This window comes from Vibrio sp. 10N.286.49.C3 (genome assembly GCF_041469545.1).
Classification (GTDB): domain Bacteria; phylum Pseudomonadota; class Gammaproteobacteria; order Enterobacterales; family Vibrionaceae; genus Vibrio; species Vibrio tasmaniensis_A.
In genome coordinates this window covers 1-17,302 of sequence record NZ_JBFRKT010000001.1, presented here as the reverse complement: position 1 = coordinate 17,302, position 17,302 = coordinate 1, and the positions used below count along the sequence as shown (strand labels likewise).

The window sequence follows — 17,302 nt, the reverse complement described above, 5'->3', positions numbered from 1 at the left end:
CTAATTCTTTGAGTGGACTACTTCCTTCAAAAAGTGATGAAAAAAGTAGTCGCAATATTAAATACGTTAGATCTTGTATCTAGGTTCGAAAAGCGCTTGGCTCTTAAGAAACCTTAGTGATCTTAACTGGACACTTCTTGTAATCCGTCTGCTTAGACAGAGGATCCGTTGCATCCAAGATCAACTTGTTGATCAGAATTCTTGCATCAAAGAATGGTACGAATACCAAGCCTTGTGGTGGACGGTTACGACCACGAGTTTCAACACGAACGCGTACTTCACCACGTTTGTTTTCGATAAGAACTTCATCACCACGGCGAAGGCCACGAGCTTTAGCATCAGCAGGGTGGATGTAACAAAGTGCATCCGGTACTGCTTTGTAAAGTTCTGGTACACGACGAGTCATAGTACCTGTGTGCCAGTGCTCAAGAACACGACCTGTACATAGCCACATGTCGTATTCGTCGCTTGGTACTTCTGGTGGCGCTTCGTAAGGAGCATTGATGATAAGAGCTTTACCATCTGGCTTACCGTAGAAATCCCAACCAGAACCTTTCTTAGCGTATGGATCTGAACCTTCTTTAAAGCGCCACAGTGTTTCTTTACCGTCAACAACAGGCCAACGTAGGCCGCGGACTTTGTGGTAAGTGTCGTAAGGTGCTAAATCGTGACCGTGGTCGCGACCAAAGGCTGCGTATTCTTCGAATAGACCTTTTTGAACGTAGAAACCTTGAGCTTGAGCATCGTCGTTAAGCTCTTGTGCTTCAGACAGTGGGAATGCATCAACGTTGCCGTTTTTGTACAGCACGTCGTACATCGTTTTACCACGATACTCAGGTGCTTTAGCTAGAAGCTCTTCGCCCCAAACTTCTTCAACAGTGAAGCGTTTAGAGAACTCCATGATTTGCCATAGGTCAGACTTTGCTTCACCTACGGTTTTAACTTGTTGGTACCATGCTTGTGTACGACGCTCAGCGTTACCGTAAGCACCTTCTTTTTCAATCCACATTGCTGTTGGAAGGATAAGGTCAGAAGCTTGAGCTGTTGCTGTTGGGTACGGGTCAGAACATACAATGAAGTTGTCTGGGTTACGGTAACCTGGTAGACGTTCAGTGTTGATGTTTGGACCAGCTTGCATGTTGTTGTTACACATTACCCAGTACGCGTTGATCGTACCATCTTTTAACGCACGGTCTTGCGCAACAGCGTGTTTACCCGGTTTAGGTGGGATAGTGCCTTCTGGAAGCTTCCAGATGTCTTCTGCAATCTTACGGTGTTTAGGGTTAGCAACCACCATATCTGCCGGTAGACGGTGAGAGAACGTACCTACTTCACGAGCTGTACCACATGCAGATGGTTGGCCAGTAAGTGAGAATGGGCTGTTACCTGGAGTAGAAATCTTACCTGTAAGAAGGTGGATGTTGTACACAAGGCTGTTCATCCATACACCACGAGTATGTTGGTTCATACCCATAGTCCAAAGTGACATTACTTTGATGTTTGGATCTGCGTATTGCTTAGCCAGCTTGATAAGGTCATCTTGAGATACACCTGACATTTCAGATGCTTTTTCAACGGTGTATTCAGCAACAGAAGCTTTGTAGTCTTCGAAGCTGATATCAGTCATTTTACCTGAGTTAGGGTTCGCAGCGGCTTTCTGTAGTGGGTCATTGTCACGAAGGCCGTAACCGATGTCTGTTGTTGCTTGCTTGAAGTTCGTGTGTTTGTTCACGAATTCCCAGTTCACCGCATCGTTTTGAATGATGTAGTTAGCGATGAAGTTAGCAATCGCAAGATCTGATTGAGGTTCGAAGATGTAACCTGTGTCTGCAAGCTCGAAAGAACGGTGGTAGTAAGTAGACAGTACGTTTACTTTAACGTGTGGGTGGCTTAGACGACGGTCTGTAATACGAGTCCATAGTACTGGGTGCATTTCTGCCATGTTTGAACCCCACAGTACGAATGCATCTGCGTGTTCAAAGTCATCGTAACAACCCATTGGCTCATCGATACCGAAGGTACGCATGAATGCACCTACCGCAGAAGCCATACAGTGACGAGCGTTTGGATCGATGTTGTTTGAACGGAAGCCCGCTTTCATCAGCTTAACCGCTGCGTAGCCTTCCATTACTGTCCACTGGCCTGAACCGAACATACCAACGCCTGTTGGACCATTCTTCTTCAGAGCGGCTTTCCATTTCTCAGCCATTACGTCGAAAGCTTTGTCCCAAGATACTGGTGCAAAATCACCATCTTTGTGGAACTCACCATCTTTCATACGAAGAAGAGGCTGTTCAAGACGGTCTTTACCGTACATGATTTTTGAAAGGAAGTAGCCTTTAATACAGTTAAGGCCTTTGTTTACCGGTGCTTCTGGGTCGCCTTGAGTCGCGACCACTTTACCGTTTTGAGTACCAACTAGTACCGAACAGCCCGTACCACAAAAACGACAAGGCGCTTTATCCCACGTGATTTTTGTTTGATCAGAGCTAGCAATCAGGTTGGTTGCTGTTGCTGGTAGAGTTACACCTGCAACGGCTGCCGCTGATGCAGCTGCGTTTGCTTTCACAAACGCGCGTCTTGTCATTTTCATACTTCACCCTCAAGTTGAGAATTGTTGCTTCCAGTTTCTAAATCCGTTTCGTCTAGTCCAGTCTCGATTTGGTGGTAAACCAAAGCTGTCCCTAAAACGTTCGTAATATTATTAATTTCTTCGATGGTGTCCGTAACAAAACCTTGGTTCTCGGTTTCTAGGACCACGATGATTTTGCCTTCAGGGCTACTGCCGTAGATTTCCGCATTATCGTATTGCTCGATTTGTGCTTTGATCTCGTCTAGATGCTCTGGGCTCACATGCACGACTAAACTTGATATATGCACTTCATTTAGTGCCATAAATTGCTCTCGTTATTTTTGTTTTATGCATTACTCACAAGAATAGCCGAAGTAGGGCAAACTGCTACGCAGGCTCCACAACCGCTACACTCATCTAACTCGATTTTTGGTAGAGCAACACTGCCTGCTCTAAGTTGAAATTGAATCGCCATAGGTTCACACATGTCACCACAGCTTCGGCATTCAACATTTTGTTGGGCCAAGCATTTATCAGAGATAGTTGCTTTTGCCAGCCAAGGCGTTTCTTCCTTGGGTTTAAAAATTGGCTCTGGACAAACGTCTGCACATTGATAACAGAATGTACATTCGTCTTTTGAGAAGTCGACAGTAGGAAAACCACCGTCGCCGACAATGATGATGTGTGTCTCGCAACTTTCGATGCATTTACCACAACGTGTACAATCATCTGCGAAGCTTTCTAGACTTTTAATCCAAGGCAATCGAATTTGGCTTGAATCTACTTTTCGCCTAGAAAATAGGCGTCGTCTCGATAGGTCTACCACTAAATGCCTACTAATGTTGCTAAGATGTTGTAATTGTAGATCATTGTTTCGTTAATATCTTGTCATTTATCCTCACAAGTAGTGTAGTTTTAGAAATATTTGTATAAATACCCCTTAAGGGCTAAATAGGATCCTATATTGTCTTAGATCAATAAATTATGAAGCGTTTGGTCACATATTGAATGGAGCTCTGTTTTTTGATGTGTGACAATAGGTTCTCGATAGCCATTTTTATACCTTCAGGATATTAACTTTGCTTATTAAACCTGTTTCATCTGTGACGAGTACAATAGCTAAATCATTGCTATTTATATTGCTCCTTTCAGTTGCCACCACCGGTTTTGCTATTTTTACATTGGCGTCCAGCCTTAATGATGCCGAGGCGGTTAATGTAGCTGGCTCGATGCGCATGCAAAGCTACCGTTTAGCGCATGATATTCAAATAGAATCAGTGGATTACGATTCTCATATTCGTGAATTTGAAAGTTCCCTTTATTCCACATCGATGACTAATTTGGTGAGTTGGGAAGTGCCAACTGATATTACAAATGATTATTATTTAATAATTGGCCGTTGGCATGAATTGAAGCAGGTCTTAAATAGCGAAGATAGAAAACACTACCTGGTACTTGTTGAAAATTTTGTTATTGAAATCGACCGCTTTGTTTTTAAGTTACAAGAATTTTCAGAAAATAAATTAATTAAATTGGCATGGGCTGGTGGTATAGGTCTAGGTGGAATACTCGTCATATCTCTTTTTGTTGTTCATTTTGTACGTAAACAAGTTGTTAAGCCTCTACACGCTCTCGTTAGAGCTAGCCAGAGAATAAAAAATAGTGATTTCGAGGTTAAGTTGGAGGTTACCAACAATAATGAACTGGGCATTTTGACCAAAACATTTAACTCGATGGCGAAAGATTTAGGCGTGCTGTATCGAAACCTTGAAGATGTTGTCGATGCCAAGACGGTTGAGTTACAAAATGCCAACCAATCATTGCAAGCTCTCTATTATTCTTCTCAAGAACTCACGGTAACGCGTGTTGCACCGGAAAATTTCCGAGCTATTTTGCAGCACTTGGTCAGCCTAGAAGGGATTGAATCGCTAAGGTTAGAAATCGTCGATAATTCGGGACGTTCTTTGATTATGGATGAAGGTTACGACCCGACTTGCGATTATGAAAAGTTTGAAATGAAACTGGATGATAACGAGCTTGTTTTGGGCTATCTGTATTGCTCATATCATCATGGTCATTCAACTAAGACGCTAATTGAGAGTTTTATTCAACTGTTATCGAGAGCTATCTACTATAATCGCGCTCAAAAGAAAGCAGAGCAGCTTATTATTATGGAAGAGCGAGCGACGATTGCGCGTGAACTGCATGATTCATTGGCCCAATCGCTGTCGTATTTAAAAATCCAAGTGACATTGTTAAAGCGTGTTATTGGTAAACTTCCGGAACACAAACATCGAGAGCAGTCTGAGCAGATAGCATCTGAGATAGGGAATGGGTTAGCCGGTGCCTATACTCAATTGAGAGAGCTACTCACCACATTTAGGTTATCCATCAAAGAGGGTAGCTTTGGAGATGCTTTGAGCACCATGCTAGAGCAACTTAGTGAAAGAACCGATGCGAAGATTAAATTAACTAATAACCTTTCATCGCTAGAGCTTGATGCGCACAGTCAGGTTCACTTGCTTCAATTGATTCGTGAAGCAACAATAAACGCAATAAAACACGCCAATGCCGACTTGATAGATGTATGCTGTATCGATGAGGACGGACAAGTATTAGTCGTGATTAAAGATAATGGAGAAGGCTTTGACCCAAGTAGTTCGAAGATGAACCACTACGGAATGAGTATTATGCAGGAGCGTGCGGCAAGACTGAATGGTGACTTAACGATTGAAGCGGCTCAAGGTGAGGGCTGTACAGTCATATTGAAATATAAAAGTTTAAAGGAAGTTAAAGTTGACGATTTGTAAAGTAATGTTGGTTGATGATCATCCATTGATGCGCAGAGGTATAAGCCAATTACTGAGCTTTGAAGATGAATTTGAAGTGATTGCAGAAGCAAGTAACGGTACTGAAGCGGTCGCTCTTGCCCATGAAGAAGAACCTGATTTGATCCTGTTGGATCTGAATATGAAAGGCATGTCTGGGCTAGATACTCTGAAAGCACTTCGTACTGATGGTTCAAGCGCTAACATCGTTATTTTAACGGTTTCTGATAGCCCTGCGGATATCGAAGCGATTGTTAAAGCGGGCGCTGATGGTTACTTACTGAAAGATACTGAACCCGATGAGTTGATTGAACTGCTTAAGCAAGCACATAGCGGCGATAAGGCATACAGCAGTGTGGTAGCTCGCTATTTGAATGATGCTGACAGTCGAAATGATATCTTCGACCAATTGACTGAACGTGAAATGCAAATTCTTCAAGAAGTCGCGAAAGGTTACCGTAACAAGCAGATCGCCGATCACCTGTTTATTTCTGAATCGACAGTTAAGGTACATATGAAGAGTTTGTTGAAAAAGCTGCAAGTGCCTTCTCGTACCGCAGCAACCGTTCTTTATTTAGAACGTTATGGAGACATGAAGTAGGGCTTGTTCCTTTGAAGTAATACTATTTAAAGCCGTGCTGTTTCAAGATCTTGTGACATTTTTAGTGTCATGCTCCAATAGATAGAATTTTGAATTGTCTAAAATAATATGACGTAAAAAAGGCGCTGAATTTATTAAGTTCAGCGCCTTTTTGTTAGGGCATTTTATATCGGCATCTCTATCTTAGCTTGTATCAGTCTAGATAGAGTTTTTCTTAAAGTTAAGCTGCCATTGGAACCAATACCAGCGTACCAAAGATAACCGTGATAAGACCACAGATTACTGGAACAGAAGTACGTTTTACAACTTCAAACGGGCTGATTTTACCCATACCCGATGTCGCAACAATTACGCCAGATACTGGAGAAATGGTACGGCCTAAGTTAGATGCTTGAAGCATAGGGATGATTAGGAACGCTGGGTTCAAGCCCATTTTCGCCGCTAGTGATGGAGCCAGTTCTACGAATGCATAGAAAGGCGCGTTACCAGAACCTGTCGCGATAGCTGCAGCAACCGTTAAACCTGTTAGGATAAGCATCAATGCGATACCGCCTGCGCCTGCAGATTCAGCAAGACCGATTAGGTTATCAATCGCACCGATAGACATTAGACCTTGAGCAAATACGCCCGCCGCAACCAACAACATTACCACGCCTTTGAACGCGTCAGCCATGCCTTGGTAGCAAGAATCTAAGTCTTCTAATGTTTTCTCGCCGTCAAACTTCTTAACAACGTAATCGATAACTGCGCCCACGAAGATAGAACCTACAACAATGGTGTAGATATCAAGTGAAAGCCCTGGAATCGTGCGGCCGTTGAATAGGAAAACGCCGATGATAGGTAGGAATGGCAGTGCAGCGTAGAAAGCCGGTGCTGTTGTTTCGATTTCAGAAACGTCTACTTTTTCCATTGGCGTGTTTTCTTTTTTATCTAGGTATTTGTTCCAGAAGAAAGCCGCGCCAGCCATCACGATGATTGCACAGATAGAAACAGGCAATACTGTTTGAACAGCAAACACATCAAGAGACATGCCTGATTTTTCAGCTGCGATAACCACATCACCAGAGGTTGGTGAAAGAATGATTGCTGCAGGTGATGCACAAACGGCAACCGCTGCTGGGCGTGAAATACCCATCGCCGTCATCATTGGGAATAGTGTCGCCATCAGTAACACACCAAGGCCTGTTGCAGAACTTACTGCTAGAGACATTAGACACGCTACGATGTAAGCCGCAACAAGAAGTACATATGGAGATTTGATAGCAGCAAGCGGTTTAGAGAACTGTTTCACTACTACGTTGTTAGCACCAATGTGCGTCATATAAGAAGCAAAACCACAAAGAAGCATGATTTGCATGCCTAGGCCGCCCCCACGGTACTGAAGCATGTACTTAACAAATTCTAGTGAGTCGGTAACCATGTTACCTGTTGAGGCGACTTTAGCAGGTAAGACTGTGTGACCAATAAGGCCAGTAATAAGAAGTAGGGCAAGGCCAGCAGTTAGTAAGACGCCTGCCGCTTTATAACCTTTCACAATAAAGTAACCAACAGCGATGGTAATTACTAATCCGATCAAGAGCTCTAACATAGAAATCTCCACAAAGTTTAAAAAATATAAGAAAGTGTTTCAGAATATGACAATGAATGTACAGAAAACTGCACTGTGGCACGAGGCATAGTTGAGGTTGGTATGATCTAAGACAAACATTTTTTTCGATGTTAATTGTGGTTGTAAATATTGATTAACCACTGTTGTTTGGATGTTAATAAACAAATTTTGTGACTCCCTAGAATATAACTTGGATCACCTTTGCTTGTTTTAGTTTCATATGACAGGAAGGGTTGGATAACTTTAGCCGTTGATGTGCAAATGGTGATAATAGCGAGAAAATAGAGTTATATGGGGCAAGAGACGAACGGGCGATTTGATGTGGGGAGCACAATCAAAGTGTTACAGCCTTATGATGTTTTAGAGTGGTTTTAATGCTATCGAGCACTTCGCGTTGAAGCCTGGAGGGAGATTTAATTCTCGGTGATCAAATCACACAACGCGTATCTGGTGTGTGATTTGGTATTAAAGGTAAAAGAAGCTCTAAGTGTGGAAGAGCTTTTTTGGTGCATTCGTTTAGGTAAACCAAAGCCTATAGTATTGCTTACCTTTGGCGTCTTGCGACCAAAGTAAATCGGTAATCGTTAGACGTGAAGTAGTTACGGCTGTATTCAAACACCGTGTTATTGGCAAGGTAACCACGAGTACGTTTTTCAATGATAGGCTGAGCTGGGTCAATACCTAGCTGTTTCGCAACATCTTCAGGCGGAAGAATCGGCACCAATTCTTGCTCACTTCTATCAATCACCATGCCTTTGGTGTTCTCAATAAAGTCGTACTTTGATGTCTGCATCACTTGATAGGTGAGATCTGGGAATAGGGCAACAGGTAACCAAGTTTCTTCAACCGTGATTGGATTGTTGTCTATGAAACGAACACGCTTTACGTAGAAAACCAATTCGCCTTCTTTGATATCTAAATGCTCAGACATCGCCAAAGAACACGGCTTCATTTCAAAGGCCAGAACGTCACTGTGTGTAACCACATCCAAATGCGCCCATTTTTCTTGAAAGCTCGACTGTTTGTAGATGTCGTAATTGATCTTGTTCTCTTTGACGTAAGTGCCGCTGCCTTGAACGCTTTCAAGCTCATCGTTTTCGATCAGTAGTTTCAGCGCTTGTCTAACCGTTACACGGCTTACCGAGAATACTTCACGCAATTGCGCTTCTGTTGGGAGTGCTTCTCCAACTTTATATTCTCCAGAACTGATTTTTTCTCTTATTGCACCTGCGATTTGGCGATACATCGGGAGTCTTGCCATTTTTGCCTCATTTGTGCGCTAGAACAACTAGACTTTGATTAACAACCTGTACCTTAAATACGTAAATTTGCTCTATATAAGCCTTGCTTTAAAGGTTAGTGTGAGCGTCGTATCGGCGTTTTGTAGTACATATAATACAAATTAAACGATACATAACAAGCTTTCTTAAAGGAATTGCCAATACGATTTAAATACAAATTAAATACAAATATGTATTGGTGAGATCGTGATCACGGATTAAATGTCTTAAGGTTGTATTATTATTCTCGTCGACAGGGACGACTGTCGTACTAATCCGTGACTATGGGACAAAGGTTATGAAACTTACTACTCTAACGAATAAGTCGCTCGTAAATCTGCAAACTACGTTTAGCAGTCGAGAAGAAGCGATTTACGCACTTGCTGACCAACTGGATCAGCAAGGCAAACTGCATAACAAGCAAGAGTATCTTGATGCAGTATTTGCTCGTGAAGAGCAAGGCCCGACAGCGCTTGGCGAAGGCCTAGCAGTACCGCATGGCAAGACTGACGCGGTTAAAGAAGCTGGCTTCGCTGTAGCAACGCTTAAAGAAGACATGAAATGGAAAGGCTTGGATGAAGACGAAGATGTAAATCTTATCTTCCTAATTGCGATTCCAAATGCAGAAGCTGGTTCTACCCACATGCATCTGCTCACTGCATTGACAACTACATTGGTTGACGACGATGTTCGCGAAGCGGTATTAAAAGCGACAACGGCTGAAGAAATCTTTGCGCTTCTTGATGGCGACAATCAACAAGAAGAAAAACAAGACAACTTAGATACAAATGCACCGACAATTGTATGTGTTACTGCTTGCCCTGCAGGCATTGCTCATACTTATATGGCGGCAGAATATCTTGAAAAGGCGGGCAAAAAGCTTGGCTACAAGGTTTATGTTGAAAAGCAGGGCGCAAACGGTATTGAAGATCGCTTAACTGCGGAACAACTTAATAATGCTGTGGCGTGTGTTTTTGCTGCTGAAGTGGCGATTAAAGAATCTGAGCGCTTTAACGGCATTCCTCGTATTGAAACGCCAGTCGCAGAACCGATTAAACACGGTGAGCGCATTTTAAACGAAGCGATCGAAGAGTCGAGAAAAGGCAACGGTGCAGAGCGTAAAGTAGCTACTGATGATAAACCGAAGAAACTGCCACTGAAAACTGAGCTCAAACAAGCACTGCTTTCTGGTATTTCTTACGCGGTTCCTCTTATTGTTGCTGGTGGTACTGTTCTTGCGGTTGCTGTTCTTATCGCGCAAATTTTTGACCTGCAAGAGCTCTACGCAACAAAAGATTCTTGGCTATGGATGTATCGCAAACTAGGTGGCGGCCTACTGGGTACATTGATGGTGCCAGTATTGGCGGCTTACACAGCTTACTCATTAGCAGACAAACCCGCACTTGGTCCTGGCTTTGCCGCGGGTATTGCAGCAAACATCATTGGCTCTGGTTTCCTTGGCGGTGTTGTTGGCGGTTTGATTGCGGGTTACGTGATGCGTTGGGTGAAAGAGCATGTTCGCTTAGGCCCTGCGTTTAACGGCTTCCTTACTTTCTACCTTTATCCAGTGATCGGTACTTTGGTGGCAGGTAGCTTGATGCTATTTGTTATAGGTAAACCTGTAGCGTTCCTAAACCAAGGTCTAACGGACTGGTTGAACGGTATGTCTGGCACCAATGCGCTGTTATTGGGTGCGATTCTTGGTCTGTTTGTATCATTCGACTTAGGTGGTCCGGTAAACAAAGCCGCTTACGCATTCTGTTTAGGTGCAATGGCGAACGGTGTTTATGGCCCATACGCAATCTTTGGTTCAGTAAAAATGGTATCAGCGTTCACCGTAACGGCTTCAACCATGATTGCTCCACGCCTATTTAAAGACTTTGAGATTGAAACCGGTAAATCTACATGGCTACTTGGCCTAGCGGGTATTACCGAAGGTGCGATCCCAATGGCGATTGAAGATCCAATCCGTGTAATCGGCTCATTCTTACTAGGATCAGTGGTTACAGGTGCGATGGTTGGTGCGGCAGGTATTGGTCTATCGACTCCGGGTGCAGGTATCTTCTCTATCTTCTTGTTACACGATTCAGGTTTGGGCGCATTCTCTGCTGCTGCAATCTGGTTCGGTGCTGCGATTGTCGGCACAGTGATTTCAACTGTTACTCTTCTGATATGGCGTGGTCATGCTGTAAAAAAGGGTAAGTTTGAAGCAAGTACTGCAACACAGAACTAACTGAATTTTGAGCTCACTTATAGCTCGTAAGTAAAAACACCATATAAAAAATAACGAACAACTTGGCTGTCCTAAATACCTGTGCTCCTAACGGTTTTATTCACACAGATTCTGGGCGTGGTTTTCTGCACCCTAAATTTAGTGGCAGCCAATTTCAACCCCTTGAAAAACTTTAATTTAGTCGTATTTGAGTGCGAATTTTAGATTTACTCGAAACGACACATTTAGGTAAATGATTATGACTACATCACGCGTACATATTACTCCACACATGCACTGGGATCGTGAATGGTATTTCACAACAGAAGAGTCTCGTATTCTTCTAGTGAACAACATGGAAGAAATCATGAACCGCCTGGAGAGTGATCCAGAATACAAATACTACGTTCTAGATGGTCAAACAGCCGTTCTAGAAGATTACTTCGCAATCAAACCAGAGAACACAGAACGCGTAAGAGCATTGGTTGAAGCGGGCAAGCTAATTATTGGCCCTTGGTATTCTCAAACCGACACAATGCAAGTTTCTGGTGAGTCAATTGTACGTAACATGATGTATGGCATTCGCGACTGCATGAAATTTGGCGATGCAATGAAGATCGGTTACCTACCAGATTCATTCAGCATGAGCTCTCAGCTACCGATGATCTACAACGGCTTCGATATCACGCGTGCAATGTTCTGGCGTGGTTGTTCAGAGCGTCACGGCACCAACAAAACAGAATTCTTATGGCAGTCAAACGACGGCAGTGAAGTAACGGCACAAGTGCTTCCGCTGGGTTACGCGATTGGCAAATACCTTCCTCAAGATGAAGAAGGCTTGCGTGCTCGTTTAGATAAGTACTTCCCAGTGCTAGAAAAGCCATCGGTGACTAAAGATATCTTGCTGCCGAATGGCCATGACCAAATGCCGATTCAAAAAGACATCTTTGAAGTAATGGACAAACTTCGCGAAATCTACCCAGATCGCGAATTCTCAATGAGCCGCTTTGAAGAAGTATTCGAAAAAGTAGAAGCAGCACGCGACCAACTCGACACAATTGAAGGCGAATTCAACGACGGTAAATACATGCGTGTTCACCGTACTATTTCGTCTACGCGTATGGACATCAAACTGATCCATGCAGAAATCGAAAACAAGATTGTAAATATCTTAGAACCGCTAGCATCTATCGCTTGGACATTAGGCTTTGAATACCACCACGGTTTGATTGAGAAAATGTGGAAGGAGAGCATGAAGAACCACGCTCATGACTCGATTGGCTGCTGCTGTTCTGACAAGGTTCACGCTGAGATCCTAAACCGTTACATCCTTGCGGACGACATGGCGACCAACCTGATTCATTTCTACAAGCGTAAGATTGTTGACCACATGCCGGATCGAGAAGGTTGCGACAAACTGGCGATGTTTAACCTTTCTCCATACGAGCGTGAAGAAGTGGTGAACACAACCATTACTATCCGTGCTCAAGAATTTTCAATCTTTGATGAAAACGAAAACCCAGTTGAGTACTTCATCCAAGACAAGCGCCAAATTGACCCAGGTAAAGTAGACCGCCAAATCGTTCACTACGGTAACTACGACCCGTTCATGGAGTTTGATATTCAAATCAAACGCACTGTTCCAGCTATGGGCTTCACCACGTTACATATCCAAGGTAACGAGAAGGGCGCTGTAAAAGTTGCCGAGCAAAAGGACTACCTATTAGAAAACGAGTACTACCGAATCAATGTAAACGACAACGGTACTCTGACTATTTTCGATAAAGAGACAGAGCAAGTATTCGACCAAGTCCTTCGTTTAGAAGACGGTTCTGATGACGGCGATGAGTACGATTACTCTCCATCTCGTCAAGAGTGGTTACTGTACTCAGATGAATTCCCAGTCGAAACATCGATTGATCACCAAGGCTTCCAATCGGTAGCGAACATCGCTTTCCGCATGAACGTGCCTGCCAACCTTACAGAGCGTGAAGAACGTACGGGTCAAAACGGATTCGTTGAAGCGCAATGCCAAGTGGTATTGAAGCAAGGTTCTCGCCGCATTGAAGTACGCATGGAACTAGACAACCAAGCCGACGACCACCGTGTACGTGTGCTAGTACCAACGCCATTCGTTTCTGAAACTGTGGTTGCAGATAACCAGTTCGGTTGTATTACTCGACCAACCAATGACCCTGCTATGGCGGTTTGGGAAGAAGAGAAGTGGAAAGAAGCGCCAGTTCCTGTGTATCAGTTAATGAACTTTGCTGCGTTAGAAAACGGTAACGCGGGCATGGCAATCATGTCGAATGGTCTACGTGAATTTGAAGTGATTGCATCTCAAGGTGACGAAAACCGAGATACCTTCGCACTGACACTATTTCGTGGTATCGGTGTGTTGGGTAAAGAAGAGCTATTGCTTCGTCCGGGTCGTCCTTCAGGTATCAAGATCCCGACCCCTGATTCACAAGTGCGCGGCAAGCTAGTGTGTGAATTCACGCTGTGTGGCTTCTCTGGCAACCATATTGACGCCAACATCATGGCGCAAGCACGTGACAATGTCACTCAAATCGAATGCTACAACAAGATCCCTTACAACGCGATGAAGCTAAACGTAGGTGAGCAGAACCTACCGTTGAGTTTTAGCCTTTTGTCTAAGCAACAATCAGGCGCTGTGCTGAGTGTGCTGAAGAAAGCGGAAGATGAAGATGCGTTGATCATGCGTGTCTACAACCCGGCAGAAACAGGTTCAGTGTCAGATTCAATCTCCTTCACTCAAACCGTTTCGAGTTGGAAAGAGACAAGCATGGACGAGCGAGTACGCGAAGGTGATGTAGCATCTGAAGACTTCGGCCAGTTGGCATCTTGCCAAGCAAAAACATTCCAAATCAAATTCTAATTTCAATCACCCGCTCACCTTGGTGAGCGGGAATGGTGAACGACAATGAAAATTGTAATTGCCCCCGATTCATTTAAAGAATCACTCGACGCTCATCAAGTTGCGTCTTGTATTGAGCGTGGGTTTGCTGATGTTTTCCCTTATGCAGAGTTCGTCAAACTGCCTCTCGCTGATGGTGGTGAAGGCACAGTAGACGTGTTGCTAGAGGCTCTCAATGGTAAGAAAAAACGGCTGCAAACGACGGATCCAATCGGACGTGAATGTACGGCTTATTGGGCTTCACTTGAACAACAGGTTGATGGCAAAAACGTAAACACTGCCTTGGTAGAGTTTGCCCAAGCATCGGGTTTAGATCGACTAACCATAGAAGAAAGATCACCTCTTACAGCATCATCTTACGGCACAGGGTTGCTGATTAGAGATGCGCTAAATAAAGGCGTGGAACAAATCATCATTGGTCTGGGCGGTAGTGCCACCAATGACGCAGGTGCTGGCATCTTACAAGCGTTGGGAGGCAAGTTATTAGACAAGCAAGGCAACGAGCTATCTGGTGGCGGTGCCGAATTAAGTCAGCTAGCAAGCATCGATCTTGATGGGCTGCACCCGAGATGTAAAGAAGTCACGTTCGTGGTCGCGTGTGATGTAAATAATCCACTGTGTGGCGAAAGCGGAGCAAGTGCTGTGTTTGGTCCGCAGAAGGGAGCATCAAAAGCTCAAGTTGAACAACTTGATACTGCGATCGGACACTTTGCCGATATCGCTCAAGCGCGTACGGGTATTAATCATCGAGACACAGCTGGTTTTGGTGCGGCTGGTGGTACACCACTGGGGTTAAGTCTGGCATTCAATATCCAAATTAAAGCGGGTATTGAGATGGTACTAGATGCTTTGGATGCAGATAAGGTTCTTGAAGGTGCTTCACTGGTCTTGACCGGAGAGGGACAGATGGACAACCAAACCCTGCAAGGTAAAACACCTTTCGGTATCGCTCAGCGAGCTCAAAAGCTGAATATTCCAACGATAGGAATTGCTGGCTCTTTGGGGCAAGACGTTGAAAAGCTTTACGGTTCAATGTCTAGCTTATTTGGAACTGTACGTTCACCTCAGTCTTTAGACCAAGTTTTATTAGAAGCGAATCAAAACCTGACTCGTACTGCCCGTAATATCGCCGCCACGCTCAAGCTTGGCAGCCAGATTTTTAATGAGAAGTAATTATGTCTCTATTTAAACTCGACAACGTTATTCAAAACTACGCGTGGGGAAGCAAAGACTCCATTAACCAACTGTTTGGTATTGTGAACCCAAACCAAGAACCTCAAGCAGAGATTTGGATGGGTGCTCATCCAAATGGTTGCTCAAAAGTAGGCGATACCGGTGAGCCGCTTTCTCACATGATTGATGAAAATAGAATTGATGTCTTAGGTGGGTACACGGCGGCACGTTTCGGTGAACTCCCTTTCCTGTTTAAGGTGTTAGCCGCTGAAACACCGTTGTCGATTCAGGTTCATCCGAATAAGCGCAAATCTGAATTAGGCTTTGAGCGAGAGAATGCACTTGGTATCCCTTTGAATGCGTCAAATCGTAATTACAAAGATCCAAACCACAAGCCTGAGTTGGTTTATGCGTTGACCTTCTACAAAGCGATGAATGGCTTTCGTCCAATCGACGATATTATTGCCTTGTTCGAAGAAGCGGATATTCCTTCGTTAGCGATTGAGCTTGATGTACTTAAAGCCAATGCCGACAGTGATTCTCTGAAGTCTTTCTTTAGCGCCATTATGTCTCTTGAAGGTGACCGTAAAGCGTCTGCGCTTAATGAGCTTTATGCTGCACATGCGCGACCAGCTAAAACGGTCATGGGGCGTGAAGCTCTGCAATACAGCATTGAATTCAAGCAGCATTATCCAGGTGATATTGGTTTGTTTGCACCATTGATGCTTAACACAGTTGAACTGGCGCCGGGTGAAGCGATGTTCCTATTCGCAGAAACCCCACATGCTTATGTTCAAGGTACGGGTTTAGAGATTATGGCAAACTCAGACAATGTGCTTCGTGCCGGTCTCACCCCCAAGTACATAGACGTTCCTGAGCTTATCGATAACACGATCTTTGAGCCGATTAAGCCAGAAGATATTCGCCTTAAGCCTGTATTGAAAGAGGGCAAGATGAGCTATCCGATTCCTGTGGATGACTTTGGCTTTGATATCTTATCTGCGACTGATGAGAGCAAGTCACAGTATCTACGTAGCGCGGAGATCTTGTTCTGTGTGGAAGGAGAGGCGACCGTCACTTCAGAAGGACGGTCAGTTTCTCTTAAACCCGGAGAATCGGTCTTTGTAAGTAGTAATTCAAGTGTTTACCAATATCAAGGGAATGGCATTTTGGCTCGTGCTTTTAACTAGTGCCCCCGTGCTAGCGATCAGCAAAAGAAATGTCAGAGTGCCACTGTAAAGTGGTACTCAATATTGGATTGATGGTTGTTATACCAATCACAGTAAGTAAGTGATCAGAAATAGCGCAGGAAAAAGACTTGAGAACAAGGCAGAATTTTTCGATAAGTAGTTATTCTACAATCAAAAATTCTAACGCAGTTATCAAGTTTTTGAACCAGCTAGGCTGACAGTTATTTACTACGATTGGTATTATCTATCTGTCTTTGACAGTCATGATTATTGACCATACCCGCTACTCTTGCGGGTTTTTTTATAAGTAGAATGAGCAGATATAAGTGTGTACAAAAGATAAACCCTGCGATCAGAGCAGGGCTTTTATTGAATCAGTACTGAGTGACTGGTTAGGCAATGTGCGTCATTTTATTAAGCACAAAGGTTTCGATACAGTCTTCAGTCGCAGCCATGTACTCAGCGATGTGTTGGCTCGCTAAGTGTTTCTCTAGGTGAGCTTCAGACTCCCAGTTCTCATGAAAAACGAAGTGAGCAGGGTTACTGTTATCTTGGTGTAAGTCGTAGTTTATACAACCGTCTTCAACACGGGTTCTATCGATCAATTTAATCATCTCTGATTTAACTAACTCAATCTTATCTTCTTTAGAGACGATTGTTGCAATAATAGTCAGTTTGCTCATTTTCAATTCCTTAGGTCTAAACTCAGTAAGTTAAAGTAATATAAGTATAAATTCAGATTGAAGAAAGAGTTCTGAAATCCAATAACTATGGTTCTTGAAGCCCATAATTTAGACTTGAGAGTATTTGGCTAATGGCTAATGGCTAATGGCTAATGGCAAATAGGTTACGCTCATAAAAAAGCCCTCATAGTAATATGATAATGCCGATCGTTTAAG

At 43.7% G+C, this 17,302-nt stretch carries 12 protein-coding genes; 6 read left to right on the top strand and 6 right to left on the bottom strand.

Annotation, left to right across the window (positions count from 1 at the left end; all coding sequences use genetic code 11):
- Window positions 1-103: 103 nt before the first annotated feature.
- Genes napA through napF form a run of 3 tightly spaced genes read right to left on the bottom strand, consistent with a single transcriptional unit; the run spans window position 104 to window position 3,398 of the window.
- On the bottom strand, window positions 104-2,593 hold the full coding sequence (gene napA, locus AB4180_RS00060; RefSeq protein WP_009845454.1) for a periplasmic nitrate reductase subunit alpha: 2,490 nt from the start codon (window positions 2,591-2,593) through the stop codon (window positions 104-106).
- A complete protein-coding gene (locus tag AB4180_RS00055; RefSeq protein ID WP_009845453.1) occupies window positions 2,590-2,895 on the bottom strand; it encodes a chaperone NapD in 306 nt (101 codons plus the stop codon). The genes napA and AB4180_RS00055 overlap by 4 nt, the downstream gene beginning before the upstream one ends.
- A gap of 23 nt (window positions 2,896-2,918) precedes the next feature.
- Window positions 2,919-3,398, bottom strand: coding sequence for a ferredoxin-type protein NapF (napF, locus tag AB4180_RS00050; RefSeq protein ID WP_017101835.1), 480 nt, complete (start codon window positions 3,396-3,398; stop codon window positions 2,919-2,921).
- 253 nt (window positions 3,399-3,651) lie between these two features.
- On the opposite strand from napF, the gene narQ reads away from it, so the two are divergent.
- Together narQ and AB4180_RS00040 are read left to right on the top strand one after the other, a co-directional pair.
- Window positions 3,652-5,382 (top strand): nitrate/nitrite two-component system sensor histidine kinase NarQ, encoded by a 1,731-nt coding sequence (gene narQ, locus AB4180_RS00045; protein WP_009845451.1) that lies wholly within the window; start codon window positions 3,652-3,654, stop codon window positions 5,380-5,382.
- Window positions 5,369-6,001: a response regulator gene (locus AB4180_RS00040; protein ID WP_009845450.1), complete on the top strand. Its 633-nt coding sequence runs from the start codon at window positions 5,369-5,371 to the stop codon at window positions 5,999-6,001. Before narQ ends, AB4180_RS00040 begins: the two co-directional genes overlap by 14 nt.
- A 220-nt stretch (window positions 6,002-6,221) precedes the next feature.
- Here AB4180_RS00040 and dcuC read toward each other — a convergent pair whose 3' ends face one another.
- Window positions 6,222-7,589 (bottom strand): anaerobic C4-dicarboxylate transporter DcuC, encoded by a 1,368-nt coding sequence (gene dcuC / locus AB4180_RS00035; protein WP_009845449.1) that lies wholly within the window; start codon window positions 7,587-7,589, stop codon window positions 6,222-6,224.
- A 565-nt stretch (window positions 7,590-8,154) separates the two neighbouring features.
- Entirely contained in the window at window positions 8,155-8,871 is a 717-nt protein-coding gene (locus AB4180_RS00030; protein ID WP_102250012.1) for a GntR family transcriptional regulator, read from the bottom strand.
- Between the two features lie 317 nt (window positions 8,872-9,188).
- Here AB4180_RS00030 and mngA point away from each other — a divergent pair, with 317 nt between their 5' ends.
- From mngA to manA, 4 genes are all read left to right on the top strand, one after another.
- Complete coding sequence (mngA, locus tag AB4180_RS00025) at window positions 9,189-11,123, top strand: PTS 2-O-a-mannosyl-D-glycerate transporter subunit IIABC (protein ID WP_102250013.1); 1,935 nt, start codon at window positions 9,189-9,191, stop codon at window positions 11,121-11,123.
- 238 nt (window positions 11,124-11,361) lie between these two features.
- Complete coding sequence (gene mngB, locus AB4180_RS00020) at window positions 11,362-14,001, top strand: mannosylglycerate hydrolase (RefSeq protein WP_102250014.1); 2,640 nt, start codon at window positions 11,362-11,364, stop codon at window positions 13,999-14,001.
- 45 nt (window positions 14,002-14,046) lie between these two features.
- Entirely contained in the window at window positions 14,047-15,213 is a 1,167-nt protein-coding gene (locus AB4180_RS00015; protein WP_102250015.1) for a glycerate kinase, read from the top strand.
- A gap of 2 nt (window positions 15,214-15,215) precedes the next feature.
- Window positions 15,216-16,403, top strand: coding sequence for a mannose-6-phosphate isomerase, class I (gene manA, locus AB4180_RS00010; RefSeq protein ID WP_017082113.1), 1,188 nt, complete (start codon window positions 15,216-15,218; stop codon window positions 16,401-16,403).
- A 392-nt stretch (window positions 16,404-16,795) separates the two neighbouring features.
- Here the strand turns inward: manA and AB4180_RS00005 are convergent, their stop codons facing one another.
- On the bottom strand, window positions 16,796-17,086 hold the full coding sequence (locus tag AB4180_RS00005; protein ID WP_102250016.1) for a putative quinol monooxygenase: 291 nt from the start codon (window positions 17,084-17,086) through the stop codon (window positions 16,796-16,798).
- Window positions 17,087-17,302 lie beyond the last annotated feature (216 nt).